This is a genomic window from Shewanella marinintestina, assembly GCF_023283845.1.
GTDB lineage: Bacteria > Pseudomonadota > Gammaproteobacteria > Enterobacterales > Shewanellaceae > Shewanella > Shewanella marinintestina.
Genome location: NZ_JAKILC010000006.1, coordinates 1 through 21,018, shown reverse-complemented (window position 1 = coordinate 21,018; position 21,018 = coordinate 1). Strand labels below are relative to the sequence as shown.

The 21,018-nt window shown below is 42.2% G+C and carries 16 protein-coding genes; 6 read left to right on the top strand and 10 right to left on the bottom strand.

Features of this window, described 5'->3' with window-relative positions:
- Positions 1 to 37 precede the first annotated feature (37 nt).
- Positions 38 to 1,405 (top strand): leucine-rich repeat-containing protein kinase family protein, encoded by a 1,368-nt coding sequence (locus L2747_RS08100; RefSeq protein WP_248998565.1) that lies wholly within the window; start codon positions 38 to 40, stop codon positions 1,403 to 1,405.
- A 151-nt stretch (positions 1,406 to 1,556) separates the two neighbouring features.
- Here the strand turns inward: L2747_RS08100 and L2747_RS08095 are convergent, their stop codons facing one another.
- The 5 genes from L2747_RS08095 to L2747_RS08075 all read right to left on the bottom strand — a co-directional run bounded on the left by L2747_RS08095 (position 1,557) and on the right by L2747_RS08075 (position 6,441).
- Positions 1,557 to 2,846, bottom strand: a complete 1,290-nt coding sequence (locus tag L2747_RS08095; protein ID WP_248998564.1) for a DUF3300 domain-containing protein — start codon at positions 2,844 to 2,846, stop codon at positions 1,557 to 1,559.
- A gap of 107 nt (positions 2,847 to 2,953) precedes the next feature.
- On the bottom strand, positions 2,954 to 4,501 hold the full coding sequence (locus L2747_RS08090) for an ATP-binding protein (RefSeq protein ID WP_248998563.1): 1,548 nt from the start codon (positions 4,499 to 4,501) through the stop codon (positions 2,954 to 2,956).
- A gap of 3 nt (positions 4,502 to 4,504) precedes the next feature.
- Positions 4,505 to 5,191 (bottom strand): response regulator transcription factor, encoded by a 687-nt coding sequence (locus L2747_RS08085; protein ID WP_248998562.1) that lies wholly within the window; start codon positions 5,189 to 5,191, stop codon positions 4,505 to 4,507.
- 57 nt (positions 5,192 to 5,248) lie between these two features.
- Entirely contained in the window at positions 5,249 to 5,566 is a 318-nt protein-coding gene (locus tag L2747_RS08080) for a PepSY domain-containing protein (RefSeq protein WP_248998561.1), read from the bottom strand.
- A gap of 431 nt (positions 5,567 to 5,997) precedes the next feature.
- Complete coding sequence (locus L2747_RS08075; protein WP_248998560.1) at positions 5,998 to 6,441, bottom strand: Lrp/AsnC family transcriptional regulator; 444 nt, start codon at positions 6,439 to 6,441, stop codon at positions 5,998 to 6,000.
- 122 nt (positions 6,442 to 6,563) lie between these two features.
- Between L2747_RS08075 and L2747_RS08070 the strand changes: the two genes are divergently transcribed.
- The 4 genes from L2747_RS08070 to L2747_RS08055 all read left to right on the top strand — a co-directional run bounded on the left by L2747_RS08070 (position 6,564) and on the right by L2747_RS08055 (position 11,547).
- Positions 6,564 to 6,995, top strand: a complete 432-nt coding sequence (locus L2747_RS08070) for a DUF2000 domain-containing protein (RefSeq protein WP_248998559.1) — start codon at positions 6,564 to 6,566, stop codon at positions 6,993 to 6,995.
- A 448-nt stretch (positions 6,996 to 7,443) separates the two neighbouring features.
- Complete coding sequence (locus L2747_RS08065) at positions 7,444 to 8,355, top strand: choice-of-anchor H family protein (protein WP_248998558.1); 912 nt, start codon at positions 7,444 to 7,446, stop codon at positions 8,353 to 8,355.
- Between the two features lie 78 nt (positions 8,356 to 8,433).
- Positions 8,434 to 8,901: a hypothetical protein gene (locus L2747_RS08060; RefSeq protein WP_248998557.1), complete on the top strand. Its 468-nt coding sequence runs from the start codon at positions 8,434 to 8,436 to the stop codon at positions 8,899 to 8,901.
- Between the two features lie 213 nt (positions 8,902 to 9,114).
- Positions 9,115 to 11,547, top strand: a complete 2,433-nt coding sequence (locus L2747_RS08055; RefSeq protein ID WP_248998556.1) for a TonB-dependent receptor — start codon at positions 9,115 to 9,117, stop codon at positions 11,545 to 11,547.
- A gap of 95 nt (positions 11,548 to 11,642) precedes the next feature.
- On the opposite strand, the gene L2747_RS08050 is transcribed toward L2747_RS08055, so the two are convergent.
- Entirely contained in the window at positions 11,643 to 12,482 is an 840-nt protein-coding gene (locus tag L2747_RS08050) for a sulfotransferase domain-containing protein (protein ID WP_248998555.1), read from the bottom strand.
- A gap of 257 nt (positions 12,483 to 12,739) precedes the next feature.
- Positions 12,740 to 15,025 (bottom strand): TonB-dependent hemoglobin/transferrin/lactoferrin family receptor, encoded by a 2,286-nt coding sequence (locus tag L2747_RS08045; protein WP_248998554.1) that lies wholly within the window; start codon positions 15,023 to 15,025, stop codon positions 12,740 to 12,742.
- Between the two features lie 376 nt (positions 15,026 to 15,401).
- On the opposite strand from L2747_RS08045, the gene L2747_RS08040 reads away from it, so the two are divergent.
- Positions 15,402 to 16,724: a M20 metallopeptidase family protein gene (locus tag L2747_RS08040; RefSeq protein WP_248998553.1), complete on the top strand. Its 1,323-nt coding sequence runs from the start codon at positions 15,402 to 15,404 to the stop codon at positions 16,722 to 16,724.
- Between the two features lie 94 nt (positions 16,725 to 16,818).
- Here L2747_RS08040 and L2747_RS08035 read toward each other — a convergent pair whose 3' ends face one another.
- From L2747_RS08035 to L2747_RS08025, 3 genes are all read right to left on the bottom strand, one after another.
- Positions 16,819 to 17,982, bottom strand: a complete 1,164-nt coding sequence (locus L2747_RS08035; protein WP_248998552.1) for a tetratricopeptide repeat protein — start codon at positions 17,980 to 17,982, stop codon at positions 16,819 to 16,821.
- 341 nt (positions 17,983 to 18,323) lie between these two features.
- Positions 18,324 to 19,703 (bottom strand): DEAD/DEAH box helicase, encoded by a 1,380-nt coding sequence (locus L2747_RS08030; protein WP_248998551.1) that lies wholly within the window; start codon positions 19,701 to 19,703, stop codon positions 18,324 to 18,326.
- A 579-nt stretch (positions 19,704 to 20,282) separates the two neighbouring features.
- A complete protein-coding gene (locus tag L2747_RS08025; protein ID WP_248998550.1) occupies positions 20,283 to 20,759 on the bottom strand; it encodes a PH domain-containing protein in 477 nt (158 codons plus the stop codon).
- Positions 20,760 to 21,018: the final 259 nt, after the last annotated feature.

Below are 21,018 nucleotides of genomic sequence, written 5' to 3'. Positions count from 1 at the left end.
TTGCCGGCTATTTTTCATCTGAGCTAGGGTTTAGGTTTTGCATACTATTGAGCAGTTACAGTCAGGAGAGTTGGCCGGTGTGAGCCAACTGTATTTGAAGCAAGGATTAAGCGAGTTTCCGTTAGAGATTATTGAGCTAGCAGATAGCTTAGAAGTGCTTGATTTGTCTGACAACCAGCTTAGCGATTTGCCTGACAGTTTTGCTAAATTAGCCCAATTAAGAATTTTGTTTCTAACTAATAATTGCTTTGAGACTATCCCAGCAGTCTTAGCCATGTGCCCTAAGCTTGAGATGATTAGTTTTAAATCGAATAAGCTTCAGCAGATTGGTGAGCAAGTATTACCTGACAATACGCGTTGGTTAATTTTAACTGATAATCAGCTCACATCCTTGCCTGACGATATGGGGCGATTACATCGCTTACAAAAGCTTGCGCTAGCGGGCAATCGGTTATCTAAATTGCCAGAGTCAATGGCGAATTGTCGCGCGTTAGAGCTGGCTAGATTGTCTGCCAATGCGCTGGCTTCGCTACCTAACTGGTTGTTCCAAATGCCAAAACTAAGCTGGTTAGCCCTTGATGGCAACCCGCTAAATCAAGCTGCGAGTTATCAAGCTTTACCGAGTGATGAAGTCAACATGCCTTTGATCAACCTTGAGGATATAGAGCTCAAAGAAGTGATTGGTCAAGGTGCTTCAGGGGTGATTTATCGCGCTAAATGGATTAAGCAACCCAAAGAGCTCGAGGGCACAGATGCTTATATCGCGGTAAAGATTTTTAAAGGCGAAGTTACCAGCGACGGTTATCCTAAAGATGAGCTGCTTAACTGCTTACAAGCGGGGCAACACGATAATCTAATCAAGGTTGTTGCGCAGATAAATCAAACCGATACGCTAGGTTTAGTGATGGAGCTTATTCCGAGCCAATACGCTAACTTAGGCTTACCGCCGTCACTGCAAACTTGCACGCGTGATACTTTTACTGATGATTCAAGTTTTACATTAAATAGCATTTTAATGATGTTAAAACAGATGACATCAGGCTTAAATCATTTGCACCGTCATCAGGTAAGCCATGGTGATATTTATGCTCACAATACAATGTATCAAGGCGCTGATGTGCTTTTTGGCGATTTTGGCGCAGCGACTAATTTGCAAAAGTTACCTTTGTTGCAAAGAGAAGCCATGCAAAGTATTGAAGTACGTGCATTAGGCTGCTTAATTGATGATTTGTTAGCGCATTGCTTACAAGCAGAGTCAGCTTCGCAAGCTGTGTTAACCGAGCTGACAGCGTTGCGAGCTGCGTGTATGCAGCCAGATCTCACTTTACGACCGCGCTTTGATGAAATTGAAGTATTACTACAGCAGTATATCGAGCGAGTAGAAGCTGAGAAGACAGTTGCTTAAAGGTTTGCGGTTGTCATTTATAGCAGTGCTTTATCAGCCATGTTATTGAGTCGGATATGAGTGAATGAGCCTTATATTTGATTAATGAAAACGCCATCAATGGTTAATTGATGGCGTTTTTTTCTTTAGCCCAAACTCAACAATCAATAATTTAATCTTTTCTGTGACGATGCTGGCTCTGACTTTTGTTATGGCTGTTGTAGCCTTTGTTAGTAGGTTGATACCTATTTGCTCGTGATTGCGGGTTTGATTGCCGCTGTTTGCTTACCGTGGCTTTATGGCTTTGATGGTGGCGTTTGTCTGCTTGTTGATGCTCTCTTTTGGGTTGGTAGCTTTTTAGCTGTGAATGAACTTTCGAGCGCGCATGGTTTGTTACTGGCTTAGGGCTGTTCATACGCTCATGGCTGCTTATGCGCTCATGGCTGTTAACTCGCTCACTGCTGTTTATACGGTTCATCTTACGAACTACATCGTCTGCGCGATTTAGATCTCGGCGGTGCAGATTGGCTTTATACGAGCGCTTTGGCGAATAAGGCGTTCGCGCATGTTTGTTGTCATTCGCTCTATTTGGCTGGTGGCGATTATATTTATGCCTAAGTGCACCATTGCTATAAGCCACACCGCGTCTATGTTGTGGTTTATGTGCCCAGCGTTTGGCACCGTGACTGGTGACGATACGGCCGCGGTGACGATATTTATGTGAGTTATGGTGATGTACTACAACCACATGGCGTTTATGCCAATGGAATGCACTAAAGTAATAGTTAAAGCTAATGTGCACGCCGGCGCGCCAATAGAAATGGCCATAACCGGGTCTAACGTAACCTGGATAAACCGCCCAATATACCGGAGGATAACGATACCAACGCCAATAACCGTAAACAGTTCTCGGGTCGTAGTAGGGCACGTAAACGATCTCTTTTCTTACAGGCTCAATAATGATCTGATTACTCACACGAGTGACTTGCATGTTTTCCATCTGCTCAAGGCTATTGGCATTGTCTGCCTCTTGCCTCAGCATTTGAATACTGGCGAGCACCTGAGCTTCATCTTGTAAAAAAGCGTCACCCAATGACTGGGTCCAATCAAGATCTTCACTGAGCTTTTGCAATACATTGGGAAACGCAATCAGCGCCACCACACTTGGGTCCCAATCTTTATCCTGGGCTTTATCGATTTGTTTTTGGGTCGATAAGTGCTGTTTCGACTGCTGCCAGCGATGAGCCTGAACCACTTCAAGCGGGTAGGTCGCTGCAATAAGGATATGGGTCAGTAAACTATCGGGATAAAGGGCGATAGGTGCCAGCATTTGTGCAAGCTGTCCCTCACTATATTGAATTTGCTCAAACTGATTTTGTTCGGCGTTGACTGCAGTCACTGGCATTATCAAAGGCATTGCGATAACAAGTGACAGGCAACACCATTTTTTGAGTCTGTTCATGTGAACTCCTGACCTTTTTATACGTTAGCTGCAGTATAAAAAAGCCAAGATGAACATAAGCTGAAAGTGAAAAACACACTGTAGGTAATCTAAAACTAATAGGCTAGCTAGTGTTTAAAGCTAAGCTGAAACTTAGCGCCGCCGAGAGTTGTTGAGCGGCTAACCGCTAATTGGCCTTGATAGCTGTCGACTAAGTCGCGCACAATCGCCAGACCTATGCCGTGACCTTGCTGATAAGTATCTGCGCGAATACCACGTTCAAATATTTGTGTATGCAGCGCTTCATCTATTCCCATGCCGTCATCTTCAATGGTGATGATAAGCTGAGCATGCTCGATTTTTACCTGAAACAGCACTTGGCTGTTTGCCGCTTTACAGGCGTTATCTAACAGGTTGCCAAGGATCTCGGTTAAGTCGCTCGCATCACCCTTGAAAACAGCGCTGCTATCGACATCTTCAGTGATGGTTATTGCTGGCTGGCAGTAAATTTTGGGCAAGTTACGTACTAGCTTGTCTGACACCTCAACCACTGCAACGCCCAAATGCCATGCTGACCCTGCTGCTGATTGTGCGCGCTTAAGCTGATGGCCGATAATACGATTAATATGGCTAACTTGGTCAAACGACTGGGGGCTTAAGTCTTTTTGACTTTGAATCACCGCCAAAGGTGTTTTCAAACTGTGGGCGAGATCAGCTAAGGCGTTTCGATAACGTTTACGTTGATTTTGTTCGGTATTGAGCAAGGTATTAAGCTGTTTCGCCACCGCGTTAAGTTCAGTCGGGTAGTGCTCATCTAATTTATTGGCTTGGCCGTTTTCGATAGCGGCTAATTCGCGTTGCAAGCGAGTCAGCGGTTTTAACGTCCACCATAGCCACAATATTTGAATCGTGAGTAGTGCAGCCATTAAAATCAATAACCAGCGCCAAAGCTGTTGATTAAATGCCTGTACCTGCAGCTGATAATCGTGTTGATCTTTGATGATATAAACCGTAAAGGGAAAGCGTGTCAGTTGCGGTTCGCCCAGTTTGTTGAGCTGCTCAGTTTCGAAGCTGGCACTAAAGCCATAAACCAAATGCGGTTCACCGTTAAGCATAATCTCACTAAACTGGCCTTGGCCTTTTTCCGGCTGCGGAAATATTGCCGCGGTATGCACTGCAGTCGTTATCGCTGCTGACAGATCAATTCCAAGTAGAGAATTTGAGCGCCATGCGACTTTGCGAGCATCTTTATTATTCGGGTTGGCTTGCTGGTTTTTTGTTGTGGACTGATTTTCTAAAGGCTTATTTTCGATAAACTTTGCCGCAAAGTCATCATCTGCATCATCTGCATCATCTGCATCAGCTGGGGAAGGCGCGCTTGTCTTTACTGGAACCGTAATCAAAGCGTATAAACCGGATTGAATCACATTGAACTGATTTTCTAATAGCACTTCAGGCATTAATAGCTGTTGGTTGTCGACTTCGGTCACCGCCAAAATGGAATAAACATATGCTTTTAGCTCTTTGACTGAAGCGCTTTTTACTTGCAGTTTAAAGGCATCATTTAGGGTGACACCAACAATGGGCAATAACACTAACACCAGCAGCATTGCACTGATGATAAGGCGCGCCTTTAATGAATGCATAAGTTGAGGCAAACGCTTAAGTCGATGCATTGGTTAATCGCTGTGATTACTAAGAGAGACAAGGCGATAGCCTTGACCGCGAAGGGTTTCAATCAGGCCTAGCTGATTATCTGGGTCGAGTTTTTTACGTAAACGGCGAATAAACACCTCAATTACGTTTGAATCTAAATCAAAATCTTGATCGTAAATATGCTCAGTTAGCACGGTTTTTGATTTCACCTCGCCGATATGCAGCATTAAATACTCAAACAATTTGTACTCAGAGCCACTTAAAGTAATGGCCTCGCCAGACTTAGTGATCTCCAAGCTACTGGTGTTTAAGCTAAATGGGCCATTGGTGATTATCGGGCTGGCTTTGCCCGCAGATCGGCGAATGAGTGCTTTTAAGCGCGCAACTAATTCTTCTGGATGAAATGGCTTGGTAAGGTAGTCGTCGGCGCCAGCATCTAAGCCTTCAACCTTGTCTTGCCAGCTATCACGGGCGGTTAAAATAAGGATAGGAAAACTAATCTCAAGGGCTCTTAACTGAGTAATAAGTGCGATGCCATCAAGCTTAGGCAGACCAACATCAATAATGGCGGCATCGTAGTTATACTCGCGGCCTTGAAACAGACCTATCTCCCCATCATCGGCGGTATCGACGGTGTAATTAGCATCAATAAGGTGCTGTTTTAGATTAGATTGCAGCTCTAAATCATCTTCAACTAATAACAATCTCATGCTCTGGTCCCTTGTTGTACGGCGCGATAATAAAGCGTTGCAAGCGATAGCCTAGTGCTAGTTGCGAGAAACACGACCTGTTTTGGCATCGACTTTGACATAAAACACCACACCGTCATTCGACAGTAGCTTTACGCTATAACCAGGATTGCCATTTACTCGGCTCGACTGCACTTTTAGCACTTTGCCGCGATACTGACGTTTCGCCAACTGTACTGCCTGCTCTTTACTGCTGACCTTTAATTTTTGCTGCTGTTTGTTTGCATTCATCGCAACTGCTGACAGCGCAGTATAGCCATGCACGCCAGCCGCCATTACAGGGGAGGCTGTGCAAAGTGAAAGTGCGACCAATATAGTAAATAAAGCAGTTTTCATTAACGCTACCAAAGAGTTGAGATACAGCCAGTTTAAAAGATCCTATTCGATTAGTCATTAGCTTGCCAATGCTTGGCTAAGCCAAGGCATAGATATACCTCAGATATGCCAAGGACTAGATCTGCATAGGGCGAGAACTATCCTATCTATGCCAAGTTAAGGCATAGATATACATAAGATTAGATGAACACTGGCTGAATGCGGTGGGTTGGATTCGCAGTAGAGTTTGTTGTCGAGTTGCTTATTAGAGTAGGCACTAGAGTTGGTTTTAAAGGTATCTGTAGAGGCGTAATGCAGCGAACACTTTTGTGACCCTGTGAGTGAAACGAAGCTTTGCACTACTTATAAAAGCATGGTGTGAACTGGCTATTAGATAGAGTTATCGTTGCAAGTATGTCCTATATCCTGCTTCCCCCTTATTAAGAATGCGATTATGAACGGTCATCCTTGGTTGACTCCATAACCACATGAGTTGTAATCATTGCTGCGTGGGGGAGCATTCCAAGAGTGCTAGAATGAAATGCTTTATAGCTTTTTAAATCAGCAGTTTCTACTCGTAATAAGTACTCAAACCCTCCTGTCACGTTATGACATTCAACCACTTCACGTGATAGGGAAATGGCATCTTCGAAGCTTTTCTGTGCTTGGCTTGTATGTGTAGAAAGACCGACTGTAACGTATGCAACAAACCCGCGACCCAAAGCACTGTTATCGAGCACGACACGGTAGCCTTTAATGATGCCTTTATTTTCTAATTCTTGAACTCGACGTAGGCATGCAGATGCTGATAGGCCAATTTTTTGTGCTAGCTCAGCATTTGTGATCCTTGCGTTAATAGTTAACTCTTGCAAGATTCTTTCGTTAAATTTATCCATTTTCTATTTTTGTTGTGAAATATTTATTTTTACCACAATAAATGTAAGCACATTTTGTGTAAAGCTATCTATAGTAGATCCAACAATTACATGAGCTATGTTTTAGCTGATAAGGTCAATTAATGAATAATCTACCAGATGAAACGAAAAAACGATTTGTGGCGGTCCTAAATAAAAAAATGGATGTTGGACGTACTGTTAATGTTCTTGGTCACATGAGTGTTGGACTGTCGAATTTACTGACACCTGATGATGCAGTCTATGTTGACTATACAGATCGCGATAACAATATCTACAGTGGTGTATCCCATTACCCATTTATCGTTTTGAAAGCAGATAACTCCAATAAAATTAGGAAGGTGAGAGAAGAGGCTATTACCCGAGGAATAACATTTACTGTTTTTGTCGATACAATGATCGTAGGGGGCTCAATCGTGCAGCAATCCAAGACCAGAGAAACGCCAGAATTAGATCTAAATTACCTTGGAATTTGCTTGTTCGGAGAAACAGAAGTTATTCGAGAAATAACAAAGAAATTTAGTTTGTACGGTTAGCTAAACAATTACTGGGTGCCGAATGAAACCATTTATTAATATTGGACTTTAATTTGGCTGAGGCTTTAGTGTTTAGGAGGTGTCTGCACATACTATCGTTCCTTAATATTTATGTGATTAGGACATCCTGTCCAGCGCCCGCGGCAGGCGATTAGCAACCATGAAGTAGAAATGCAGAACCGTAGCCTCAAAATGTTATCAAGTCTTCATTTTAAGGCTGACCCACTTTGGGGCAAAAGTATGTTATGAAACCTACAAAAAACACGATTCCCCATCGGAGTTACCGAGCTCATTGAAGACAAATCGTGTGAGCGAGTCATGGATGACGAGGTAGTTTTAGTAGAACCATGGACGGCGATTCTGAAGCGCATCCGCTTTAGAACGTTCAGCTTCTGTTCACACTCAGTGGACTCTAATGGCTTCATTAAGCAAGCATTTCGAGGTGAAGATGAACACAAAACAAAATCATAAGCTCCACATGGATAATCAAAAGAGCATATTAATGCGAGCGCTGAGTGTTAGCTTGTTAACACTCTCAATGGGGGCCGCTCTGCCTGCGAGTGCTAATTCGGATATGAGCCTGCTTTCGCAGCCGCAAAGCATCTCAGTTGCGCAAACAATTATTAGCAATGAGCAAAGTGCTCAAACGACTCAATATGGCAATACTTTATCTGAGCAACAAATCAGCAAGCTTGAGCAGCAAAGACTTTTGCAAGCTAAAGGGCTGGACGGCGATGAGGCGCAGCCTGCAAAACTCACTCGTGAGCAGAACATTCAAAACCATATTGATAAGGCGTTAAAGACTAAACAAATTGCTGATAAAAATAATGCCAATGTGCAGTTTGCTAATGGCGTCTACCGAGATTTTTATATTTACGATGCTTATAGCCGTTTATTCGTCGATAACGATTACGACGGTTTTTATCAGACCTTTAGCGTGACTTTTGATGCCGATGTTGAAGGCTATTACATTAATGAACGAGCAGAGGTATTTGCAGAGCTTTATTTGAGTCGTAATGGCGGGCCTTGGGAGCATTATTACACTACCGATGTATTCACTATTTTTGGCAATGCAACCGATGATGACTTTGAGGTATTAACCACTTTAGATTTTGGTTACCGCACTGATCATTATGATGTGCTGATTGATTTATACGAAGTGGGTTATGGCGATATTGTCGCGACGGTAAGCTCGAATGATTTCGATAGCCTGTATGCGCTGCCGTTAGAAAGCAGTGATAGAGACGATATCTATATTGATGATGACTATCACGCTGGCAGCTTGTCGCTCTCTTTGATGACGATGTTATTGCTGTTGCTCGGGTTTAAGTTAAACCGAGCTAGAAAAATTAGCCGTTGACCTTGCTTGAGTGACACGCAAAAATTATGCATCTGATTTGAGCATAAACCAATTAGTATAAGAACCAAGGTAGCACACATGGAATTAGCTAACCCAATATCGCCAATCACTCAGGTTACAATTAAGCCAACGAATGCCGATACAGTCTTGTGGATGTGGGAACATTTAGTGCCTTTTTCAGCTGCTCCCACTAGCTTACAAGGCGAGATCATTAGAGTGTTAGAGTTATTAGCTTGGGAGGCGCAAGCTAATAGTAATTTAAACTGGGATGACAGTTTTGATGAGATGCTGATTTTCTTAAGAAAAGTGTTTCTCTCAGCTGAGTTTCCGTTAGCACAACACTTTAGTATTGAAACCAGACTTTCTATAGAAGCTGACATCAATCGCTTAGCTAATTTTGTACTGCCAACAGAGTTAGATAGCCGTATTTTCAGTGAAGAACAACCCTACATCAAAGATGATCTTTATGACCGCTTAGCGGGGCATTTAGTTGATTACTGCCGCGCTTATCCGCAAATTATTCCCTACTTGAATGTGAAGTCTTAAGTATGGGTGCTTGTTATTATTGAATGTGATCTAAGTCACGTATCTTGTTGGTTTCTAACAACTAGTTGTGAATTTACATTGTAAACAATTTAAATAAAATTAAACAAAAACAATCACAAACGAAATGCAAATGTATCAGCATTGAAACAGGTGTTGCTTTGTTAATGAGAATCGTTATCATCCTGCCGCATAATACTAAAGTGGGGTTAATTGATGAAACATTTTCGCTATTCAATGTTAGCAATTGCATGCGCATCGACATTTTTACCAGCGATGGCTTACGCAGAAGAAGCAGAGCAGGGACTAGATAATGTAGAGCGTATTACGGTTTATGGTCGCCAGAATCAGGTGGTGATGAATTCAGGTTTGGCGACTAAATCAGATATGTCGCTAATGGAGACGCCAGCAGCAGTTGTGGTGGTCGATCAAGAGCTTATTCAAGCGCAGGCAGTAACTAACCTGCAAGATCTTGTGCGTAATATCAGTGGTGTCACCCAAGCGGGTAATAACTATGGTATCGGCGATAACTTAGTTATTCGTGGCTTAGGCGCAAACTATACTTACGATGGCATGTATGGTGGTGCGGGGCTTGGCAACACATTTAACCCGACTCGTTCACTAACAAACGTTGAATCAGTTGAAGTGCTAAAAGGTCCAGCAACAGGGCTTTATGGTATGGGCAGCGCTGGTGGTGTAATTAACCTTATTGAAAAGAAACCGCAGTTTGAATCTAATCATGCGTTTACCGCTGAAGTGGGTCAATGGGATACATACTCGCTTGAAGCCGATAGCACTGCGGCCATTACCGATAACCTTGCTTACCGAGTTGTGGCTAAAACCGCACGTAGTGATGGTTACCGAGAAATAGGCACTGACCGTGATGAAATCTACACTTCACTTAAGTACGTTATGGCGGATAACCAAGATGTCATGCTGTCGGCCAGTTACATTAAAGATGCCATTGCTGTTGACTCGATTGGTCATCCTATTCGTATTTTTAACGCAGAATCTGTAGGGGGCAAAACGGCAGGTGACGTGACTTGGGAAGATTTAATTAATGATCCTAACAATAACGGCATTCAGCTAACAGACGCGCAGCGTAAGCAGCTGGCTGATTCATTGGCTTCAAGTGATGGTCTAACTCCATATGCGTTCGGTAATGCCGGTATTATCTCGCCAATGGCTAAAGATAATGAAGGCGAAGAGCTGCGCTTTAAGTTAACTCACAATATCTATTTCACCGATAACCTGTTTTTAAACCAGCAGCTGCAATACCGTGATTACACTTCAGGTTTTGCCCGCCAAACCGGTGCTTATAACTATGTTTATTGGGATCGTCGTGGCGCTATTAATGCTGACCCACGTGCTCCTCTGGTTGAAGATGACGTACTTTATCCGTTTGCGGCTCGTCGCCAAGAATACCGTAAAGTGGATGCTGATGAGTCATCTTGGCAGTATTTTGCTGATCTTCGTTATGACTTCCAAATAGGCGATATTGATAACGAATTATTGATTAATGCCAACTACGAAGATAGAGATATCGCATTCAAACAATACTCTATTTACGATGCCGATAAAGTCATCAAAGACAAAGCTGGCAATACAATTTATCAAGGCAGCCTGCCATACATTTACGATATCCGTAACCCTAACTGGGGTGAAGGTAGCTTTGAAGATTATGACCCGTTACTCACCAGTAACTATGACAAAAAAGTCAGTGCATGGGGCGTTGGCGTGCAGCATGTGGGTTATTTAGGTTACGGGTTTACATCGCGCATTGGCGTGGCGTTTAACCAAATTAAGCAGACCTATGAGCATTTAGGTGTTGATCCACGTTATAGCTCAAGCCGAGCAGCGCCAACACCAGAGGCGGATACCACAGATGACGGCATTACTTACAACTTAGGTTTGACTTACATGCCAACTGACGATCTATCGTTCTTTGTTAACCACTCTAAAGGCCGCACCGCTTATAGCATTTTAGGTAGCATTGCCGGCAATGATACCGATAGAGATGACAGTGAATCAGTGAGTGATGATTTGGGCATGCGCTTTAAAGCTTTTGATGACCAAATGTTGGCATCATTAGTGTTGTTTAAGAGTTCACGTACTAACTTGCAATACACTAACCCTGATTACGATGAAGGCGTTTCTGGTCCGAGTGTACCTAAGTACTATTACAACGGCAGTGAAGAAACCACAGGTGTCGAGTTTGACATGAACGCGCACCTTAATGAGCAGTGGATGGTTAATGTTAATGCGGTTTACCAAGATGCCCGTGATAAGAAAGATCCAAATCGCTCAAGTTACGATACACGCCAAAAAGGTGTGCCGTATGTAACAGCAAGTGCCTGGGTGACTTATGGCGCAGATTGGTTCTCGCTTGCAAGCCCACTTAATATTAGCTTAGGTGCCAAGTATGTTGATGACAGAAGTACTAACTCAAGCTCTTTCGGTATTCCAGACGGTTATGTACCAAGCTACACAGTGCTAGATACGGCTATTAGCTATGATGTTGATGACTGGAAATTACAGTTAAACGTCAATAACTTATTTAATGAAGAGTATTACAGCAAAGCGATGTTCTTAGGCGGCATGCCAGGTGAAGAACGTAATGCCAAGCTGACCTTAACTTATCGTTTATAGGTGTTGGTTTAGGTTTATTTTAGCTTTTTAAAAAAGAGACAAAAAATGCAGCCATTGGCTGCATTTTTTTGTGTTCGCAAGCTGGGAAGTAAGAACTATTTCCCTGGAAGGTATTTAAAGCGCTCCATCTGCTCTTTATGAATCTCAATAATCTTTGCAACTTGTTCATCAGACAAGACTTCACGCCATTGATTCTTACTTCCTTTGCGGAAAAATGAATTTGCATTCTCATGCTTTTCTACGAATCCTTTTTTTACCTCTTGAGCTTTTAGTTGAGCAAAAGAGGAATGTTTAATCGCATTTTTCAACCGATTAGGGTCTTTCTTTAAACCTAAAAAGGACTCAATTTTTCTGAATACTTTCTTTGGGTTATCTAAAATATCTTCGTAACGTAAAATTAAGCGTGATGCTTCAGGCTGCTGAGTCCAGCTAGAAACATGCATTGACCATGAGGTGATAACTTGTGGTACGTTTTCTTTTTCGTTAGGTGTTCCCGTCATCTCTTCTGCCATATAGGCGATGGTTTCATCTATGGTGTAATCAAAGTATTTAGCCATTGAAACGGTAACATCCAGAGGGTTTCTAACAATATAAATCGCTCCAGAAGTGACAGAAGAACGATGCAGTGGATGGCCGTTAAACTCACCTAAATAATTATGGGTTTTTACAAAAGTCGTACCATTTGCTTGTCGCGCAATATCGGCTTGCACTAGTGGCCTGAGAGCGCAAATCTCTTCTAACGAAAGCTCGGTTGTTGATTGGTCTTGAGCAATATGCGGTTGAAACCTATGGGCCGCAGATTCGGCTGTTGATATCGTATGCATAGTGTTGATATCGATAGAGTGGTCAAGGTTTTGAATGTAGTTTTCAATAAAAGCGCGAACCCAAGTGTTGCCAGATTTAGGGTAAGAAGCGACCCAAAGTATATTCCCCATGACTAATCCTTTACTGCTTATGATTATTATTAGGCTTTCTTGCCATTGTTTGCAGGCTAAAATTACCGATAATTCGCTTAAATGGCAAGCGGAAGTGGCTGTTTGTTAACTTTATTGTAACGCGTGGTTTATTGAGAGGCTCTGCGAGGGATATGCTATATAAGTAAATTAAGTTAACGAGTTAGCACCTTTATCTTGAATATAAAAAATGCAGCCAAAGGCTGCATTTTTTATTAATGTGTTTACGTTAACGAATATTAGAACTGGTAGTTCACGCTAACATTGAAGTAACGACCTGGTTGAGTAAAGTCCTCTTTTTCTAGATCCATACTCGCGCCAAGTAGAAATACTGATTGGCCCGCTACATCGGCGTAGTCGATATACTCTTTGTCAAATAGGTTATATACGCCAGCTCTCAACTTCCAGTTATCGTCAATGCGTAAACCAAAGGTTAAGTCCATCACTGCGTAACCGCTGGTACCGTAAACTTCATTAAACTTCTCTTTAGGAATACAGATCCCCATGGCACAAATATCATCTTCGGCTAGCTCGATATCATTAGTGCGACTCATATCATCCGCCCAGCGAACCACTGCGCCAAAATCTGCTTCCATATCGGCAATATCTGTATACCAATTAACACCTGCGTTGCCTTTTAGTGGGCTAACACTGTTAAGGTAATCACCGTTTTCATCTTCACCGTAGGTGTAAGAGATATTCCCCCAAAGCTCAACGCTATCGGTTAGCCAATGATTAATCTGAGCTTCCGCGCCGTACAAGATCACTTCATCACGATTGTAGTACTGGTATTTGAACTCCATTGGTTCCATTACTGGAGGCCAACCTGGAGTGATTGAAGGCGGCTTATAGCTCACATACTGCCAGTCAATAAAGTCTTTAGCCTGAGTGTAGAAAGCGGTTAATTCATAATTGGTGTCGCTGTGATTACCGCGAACACCGATTTCCCAAGTATGAGATTGCTCAGATTCTAAGTCATAGTTTGCCTGAATAAGAACATCTGTCATTGAACCTGCATCAACTTCCAACTCGCCCCATTTTTGATCTGGGGTTGGCATCTTATAGCCGTAAGCATATTGACCGTAGACGCTAACAGAGTCTGATAGTTGGTAAACTAGACCAATTTTTGGTGACCAGAAATTGTCACTCATAGTCTGGAAGTCTTCAGCGTCTTTACCCGCATCAATCGCTTGTTGCTGATCAGGAGTATTGCGGAAGTAGTCATAACGTAGACCAGCAATTAGATTCAAATCGCCGTCGAGAAGAGTGACGTCATCTTGCACAAAAATACCTAAGCGTTGGCTGTCGGTAGTGGCAAAAGTAAATGGCGTTTCGGTTTCGCCTGTAATAGGGTCATTTACCACACGGTGACGTGACATGGTTGAAAACTCATAGTCTAAGCCATAAGTGATCTGGTGCCCGTAACTGTCACCACCAATATACTTACTAAAAGTGCTGTTAATTCCGATGCGCTGATCTTCAAAACTGTAATCGCGGACTTCACTTAATCCATAAACATTCTCAGGTTTAGCATCATTCCACTCAAAGTAATCTCTATGCTCAAGCTGCTCAGTTTGACCAAAATAAGCGGTAACCGTCAAAGTATCATGCATCTGAGTAGGCTTACTTGATACTAGCTGCAGTGCACCGTTAATGACCTGAGTATCTCGATCCGTATCGATATTTTCTTCAAGTGCATTGTCTTTATCAAATTCGTACTCCCAGCGCTTCAGCGTTTGCTCTAGATAGTCCAAAGTTAGCTGTATAGATGTGTAGTCATTGAAGTGGTATTTGCTCTTAAATAGTACACTGTCTTGGACTAAATCGCTGTCAGGCTGAGTATCATAATAGTTAGGTAGTTCTTCGCCTGTGCGGTGCTGATAAGTCAGGAGGTTTTCAAAACCACCATAGGCTGCAGCGCTGGTAAAGCCTGCACTATATTCGTTGTTAATGCCGCTGTAGCCGGTATTAAGTGATACATAATAGTCATCACCATTTAAGTAGTCGCTAGCGTCTTTAGTACGCATAACCACAACGCCACCTAATGCATCTGAGCCATACATGGTTGATGCAGCCGCTTTAACGACTTCAACCTGCTTTAAGCTTTGTACTTCAGTTAAGCCCCGGCCTGTGCCTTCAGCGCCTGGGCCAAGTGGAGATGCATATTGGTTGTTAACGCGAACGCCATCTTTAACCATCATGACGCGGTTACCACCGATACCACGAATCGTGACCGATGTCGGCTTACCTGCGCCACCTTTAACGGCAATTGCAGACTCGTTTCTGAATAAGCTGCCAAAGTCATTACTCATGCTTTTTTCAATAGCATCTTCATCAATCACCATGATCGAGCCCGCGACTTGTTCAATTTCTTGTTCCATACGTGAACCTGAAATAACAATCACTTCCTGCATTTTAGCAATGGGTGCTGGTGGGGATTGAGAGTCGATTGAGGCCTCTTGAGCCTGGGCATTGAGTACTGTGCTGACCGCTATAGCGATTACACTAACTTTAAGCTTGTTCATTACGCACCTTAACTTTTTAACAAAATGAGAATTATTCTCTTCTTTTAAACGCGCGCTATCTTATACCCTTATTGGGGTAGGGTCTCGCTGAGACACAGCCTATTTATGGGCTTTACAATAGAAAAAAACAAATATTGAAAGCAGATCACATTTCCATTTAGAAAGAGAGTTTTTGTTATCTTTTTAGTAACTTAAAGGTTTGTGTTTTTTGACAAATGTATTCAAAGGTTACATTGGCTGTACAGGCGTGAACTTGCATGTAGATGTTAGGTTTATTAGCTATGGCTGGTTTACATGTTAAGTAACTGTGTTAGCTTGGGGATCAATATCTTACCGATTTTTAGTTGAACAAAAATATGACAAAAGAGGCATAAATATGAGAACTGCTGTTATTCCTTCACTGGCATTATTATTGAGCTGCTCATTAAGTGGCAGCGTTTTAGCGACAGAGTTAGCGCAGCCAAGTGCTAAGGCGATGGCCAAACTAGAAGCCTTATATTTACATTTGCATCAAAACCCTGAGTTGTCATATCAAGAAAAGGCGAGTAGTGAGCGAATTGCTAACGAGTTAAAAGCGCTTGGCTTTGAGGTGACATCTAATATTGGCGGTTATGGAGTTGTTGGCGTACTAAAAAATGGTGAAGGGCCGACGGTAATGATCCGTGCAGATATGGATGCACTACCTATTACTGAAGCAACCGGTAAGTCTTATGCATCAAAGGTTAAAACCTTAAATACGAGTAACCAAGAGGTTGGGGTAATGCATGGTTGTGGTCATGATATTCATATGACTAGTCTTGTGGGTAGTGCTGAACAACTGGTTGCCAATATGCACAAATGGCAAGGTACGTTAATGATGGTGGCGCAGCCAGCTGAAGAGGTGGGCGGTGGAGCTAAAGCTATGCTTAAACAGGGACTTTTTAAAGACTTTGCCACACCTGATTATATATTGGGTTTACATGTGAGTGCTTCGCTTCCAGCAGGTAAAGTCGGCGTGACTTCAGGCTATGCATTAGCCAATGTCGACTCAGTTGATATTACGGTCAAAGGTTTAGGTGGACATGGTGCTTATCCACATTTAACTAAAGACCCAGTGGTACTCGCATCGAGAATCGTGCTTGCGTTGCAGACTATTGCAAGTCGAGAGCTTTCACCGCTAGAGCCGAATGTTATTACGGTTGGCTCAATCCATGGCGGTTCCAAGCACAATATTATCTCTAATGAAGTCAAATTGCAGCTAACGTTGCGGTCTTACAATCCAGAGGTTCGTTTACAGCAAATCGAAGCGCTGAAGCGTTTAACTGCTGGTATTGCCATGAGTGCTGGGCTTGACGAGTCGTTGTATCCAGAGGTTTATGTTCATGAAGATGAGCGTATTCCCTCAACATATAATAATCCTGAGTTAGCCGCTAAGGTAAGAGCCAGTATAGAGACTGAGTTAGGTATAGATAATGTAGTTGCAGCTGAACCGGTAATGGCCGGAGAAGATTTTGGGCTCTATGGTTTAACCTCAGATAAAAGGCCAATTACGTTATTTTGGCTCGGTGCTGTTGAGCCAGAGGCTTATGAGAAAAGCATAGCAACAGGTAAGTCGTTACCGTCACTGCATTCAAGCCAATTTGCGCCTGATTATCCTAAAACGCTAAATACTGGAGTACGTGCAATGAGTAAAGCGGCATTGGATCTATTTAATCAATAATGGACTTTGCTTTTACTATTAACGCTAATGCTCTGCAATGAAAGCAGATTTTGCTGAGCATTCGCTAACAAACCTAGCTAGCAGCGGATCGCTATTAACGTTTATTTTCAATTTTGGACAACAGGGCAAAGGTTTCTTGTTGAAGCTGAGTCAGTTCTCTTTGATTTACGATAGCAACAGACTGATTAACTGCGTCATAAGCTAATCGATAGTTGTATTCCAATAATTCTAGCTCCGCCAGATTATTTAAAGCTACGACTTGGCCTGCTGGTGATCCCGATTTTTTTAGGTAATCAAAAGCGAGTTGATATTGGTTGCGAGCCTTATCGTAATGATTAAGACGTTGATAAATATAGCCAGCCCAGTTTGAGATATAACCTAAGTACAGCCAATCTTGGCTTTTAGCCGCTAATGTTCTCGCTTGGGACAATAAGCTTAGCGAGAGTTCGAGTTCTTTATCATCGAGTTTTATTTGAGCATCAATAAATTTTAGTCTGGCTATCTGACGAACATTATCGGTATCGGCTTGCGTTATAGTTTGCTCAATTCTATTTGCTGCTTGTTTAAGCTGTTTGTTTTCAAATTCTATTTTTGCCATTAAACGGCTTGCTATTAAGTTGCCAGTATCATCATTCAATACTTGTTGTAAGCTAGCCACAGCTTTAGCTTTCTGGTTATTTTGAATCTCTTTTAGCGCTTGAACAAGCGTAGCTGTAAACCAATTTCTATTGGTCGTTTTTCTGAAGTGACCACCGGAAAATTGTTTAATTTGGCTTACAAGCTGGCTTTGTAGTACTTCGATAGAATCACCCTTTAATACACCTTCATTTATTTTTTTGTGAGTAATTAATCGATAGTTTAACTGTAAGCTAGGGGTCGTTGAAATAGACGCTTCTACAAGGAGTGATGCGCCAGATATAACAAATAAACGATTCAGATCGATTGTTTGTTTATCATCAATAAAGCTAGAGGATTGAGAAAGCTCCGTTATGACATCTTCTGCAAGTAGTACCGGATAGTTGGCTGAGGTGCCTAGCTGATTGATGACTTGTTCCATACGAGTATAAGCTTGCCAATTTAGCTGTTTGCTTTCAATTGTCTGTTGAATCGGCAGTACAATAATAGCTCCATCAGAGAGTTTGGTTTGTTTAGATGAAGATTGATTAAACAGCACTACGGCCACTCCAGCAGCAATCAAAATAATAATCAAGATGAGTTGTTGTGGTTTCTTGGCTAGTTTCTCGATGAATGTCAGCATAAATATCCTTATTTAATTAAGCCCAGTATAACTAACTCAAATAAATAAGGTAGGGCTTAATTATTTGAAACCATACAGTTTGCTCTAGTTTGTGAGTTTTTTGTTGCAGCAACATAAGCGGCTGACTCGCAAAAGTTTTAGTTAGACGGTTGAATATTGAAGAGCAATAAAAGGGAGTGTTAAGTCAGCTAGATTTAACTAATAAAAGAGCTGCGGTTTAGTCGCTTTGGCGGTTAAGCAAATTTAGACGCAGAGTATATTACGAATTAACAAGGCAGGAGCTAGACTGACTAAATTGTCCGTTTGGCTTAATTGCTATTCCAAACGGACAGTATATCGATCTATTTGTTTAACTTCGACTTTGAAAAAGCCCACGGATCTTGCGGTAATGACGGATTGCTGGCATCAGAACGAGACTCGGTTTTATTGTCAGGTTTTATCACCGCTTTATTATTGCTAAAGTCATTACTGCGCTGCTTAGGCTTACTATCGCGTGCAGGTTTTGCTCGGTCAGTGCGTGGCTTTTTATCACCACTTGGAGCAGGTTTGTTTTTAGGCTTATAGTTTAAAATTGAAATAGGCACTTCTTTACGTGGTGCAAAGCCTTCAATTTCTCTACGCTCAATTAAATGGCCTAAACGGCTCTCAATCATACATAGGTTTTTAAAGTCATCTTTTGAAACAAGTGCAACTGCTTCACCGTTAGCGCCAGCACGACCAGTACGGCCGATACGGTGAATATATTCATCGGCTGGGTAGGGTAAATCGTAGTTAATTACCAATGGTAATTCATCAATATCTAAGCCGCGCGCCGCAATGCCTGTGGCGATAAGTAGGCCGATTTTGCCTGACTTAAAGTCCGCAAGAATTTGTTCACGAATTTCTTGGCTGCGACCGCCATGAATACATTCTGCGGTAATACCACGCTTTTCAAGCTGGCTAACCAGCTTGGCAGCACCTTGCTTGGTCTCAATAAAAATAAGCGCTTGTTGCCAGTTATTTTCTTGAATTAAATGGCTCAGTAGTGCTGATTTTTTGTCTTTATCAACGGTAACTAACCACTGCTCAATCTTAGGCTTGTTGTCAGTGTTATGGGTCACTGAAATTTCGATTGGGCGAGTGATAGTCGCTCGCGCTAACTCTTTAACTTGACGTGAAAGCGTTGCAGAGAACAATAGACTTTGTCTGTCTACTGGCAGCTTTTCAATGATTTTATTGATGTCTTCAATAAAGCCCATATCCAGCATTCTATCGGCTTCATCAAGCACTAGAATTTCTAGCTCATCGAAATGAATCGCACGCTGAGTATACATATCGAGTAAACGACCTGGTGTTGCAACCAGAATATCCACACCTTTAATCAAACGCTCGCGCTGTGGCTTTGAGTCCACCCCGCCATACATAGCCATTGAGGTCAGGCTTAAATGCTTACCATAGTGGCTAATGTTATCTTCAACTTGCACGGCAAGCTCGCGAGTCGGCGTTAAAATTAACGCGCGAATACGCTTTTTACGTTGGGTTTCACTCTGACTCAGCATCTCTAAGATTGGCAGCACAAAGCTTGCTGTCTTACCTGTACCAGTTTGCGCAGCGGCAATCAGGTTACGCTGACTTAAAATAACAGGGATTGTTTTTGCCTGAATAGGAGTCGGGCTAGTGTAGCCTTGCTCTGTTACGGCGTTAACAATAGGAGTGCTTAGTCCAAGCTTAGAAAACGGCATGCGAGTCTCGATTAGGTGTCTGATTTATCTATTGCAGTTATCGGTTTGGCGCAGGTTGGCGCAGATAGACGCTGATAACTGTGTTGCTGTTTGCCATTATAACAGCATGTCGCCAATCGCGCTTTAATGATGTTGCTTGCTAGCGCGACAAACATAGTTTGGCATATGCATGCTGCTCGATAGCAAAACTCATAAATTCGCGAGATATTTTTAGTTTGAGTGGGGATATTTAGCAAAAGCTGTTCGAATTACCTGCGGCAGATACTACGCATGGATGGTAAATTCCATTTTTACACGAGGTTAGTACAGAATGATTTTGCGCAATTAGAGCCATAACAAAAGCACTAACTTATTTTCGGACAGAAATCGTTTAGAGTTTAAGTTCTAAACTATACGATTCACATTATCATTAGTAATGACTATCTTAAGAAAGCGGGCTTATGTTCACTAAGAGATGGATGGATCGCAGTTCATTACCCTAACCAGAAATCTAGTTAGGCGTTCAAAATGAACAGCCCTGTGCGGAGCCGTATGCAGGGTAGTGTGGGGGCTGGAGGTTAGAAACCTCCGGCTACCCGATTATGTGACTTTCTCTGTTTTCTTCGACTCGATTATGTCTTCTAGCTGCTTTTTAATTTCTTTTGGATTTTTGACATTTGGAACAACAACCCAAGAACCAAATGCATAAATTCTGATCGTCGAATAATCCAAAAACCTACCGAATAAGGTTGTAACCGTTTCTACGTTTTCAACATTATCTAAGGTAAGGCTGTCTTCAAATACAGTCAGAATTCCTTGAGTTACAGATAACTTGTCACCCTTAACAGAGACCTTTACAAAATATGGCTGTAATATTTCGCTTGATTGTTTAAGGACTAAGATCGCAGGCAATACAACCATACTTAGCAGCACATCTGCACTAAAATCCTCACCAATCAGCAACTCACCAATTACAGTAAACAACCAATAAACAATTGCCAACCCGATTAACTGAGCAAATATGTCGACAATTTGCTCGATAGCGCATGGCAGTTTTGCCACCTCAATTTTATACAAACTACTCAATATAACCTCGAATTACCACTGGCACATAACGCCTGCATAACACGTTTACTACTATGCAATTATACTCAATATTGACACCTTAAAACGATAAACACCCGACAACCAGAGATGCCGAGTGTAGTAAATCGTGTTGATGCATTTGTGTACGCCCAGCATGGGCATGAACTAATGAGGTGAAAGTCCTCTGTAGGAAGGTCACCGTTCAATAACATGCTGTTATTAAACGTTAACTACTAGCGAATGGCAAGGG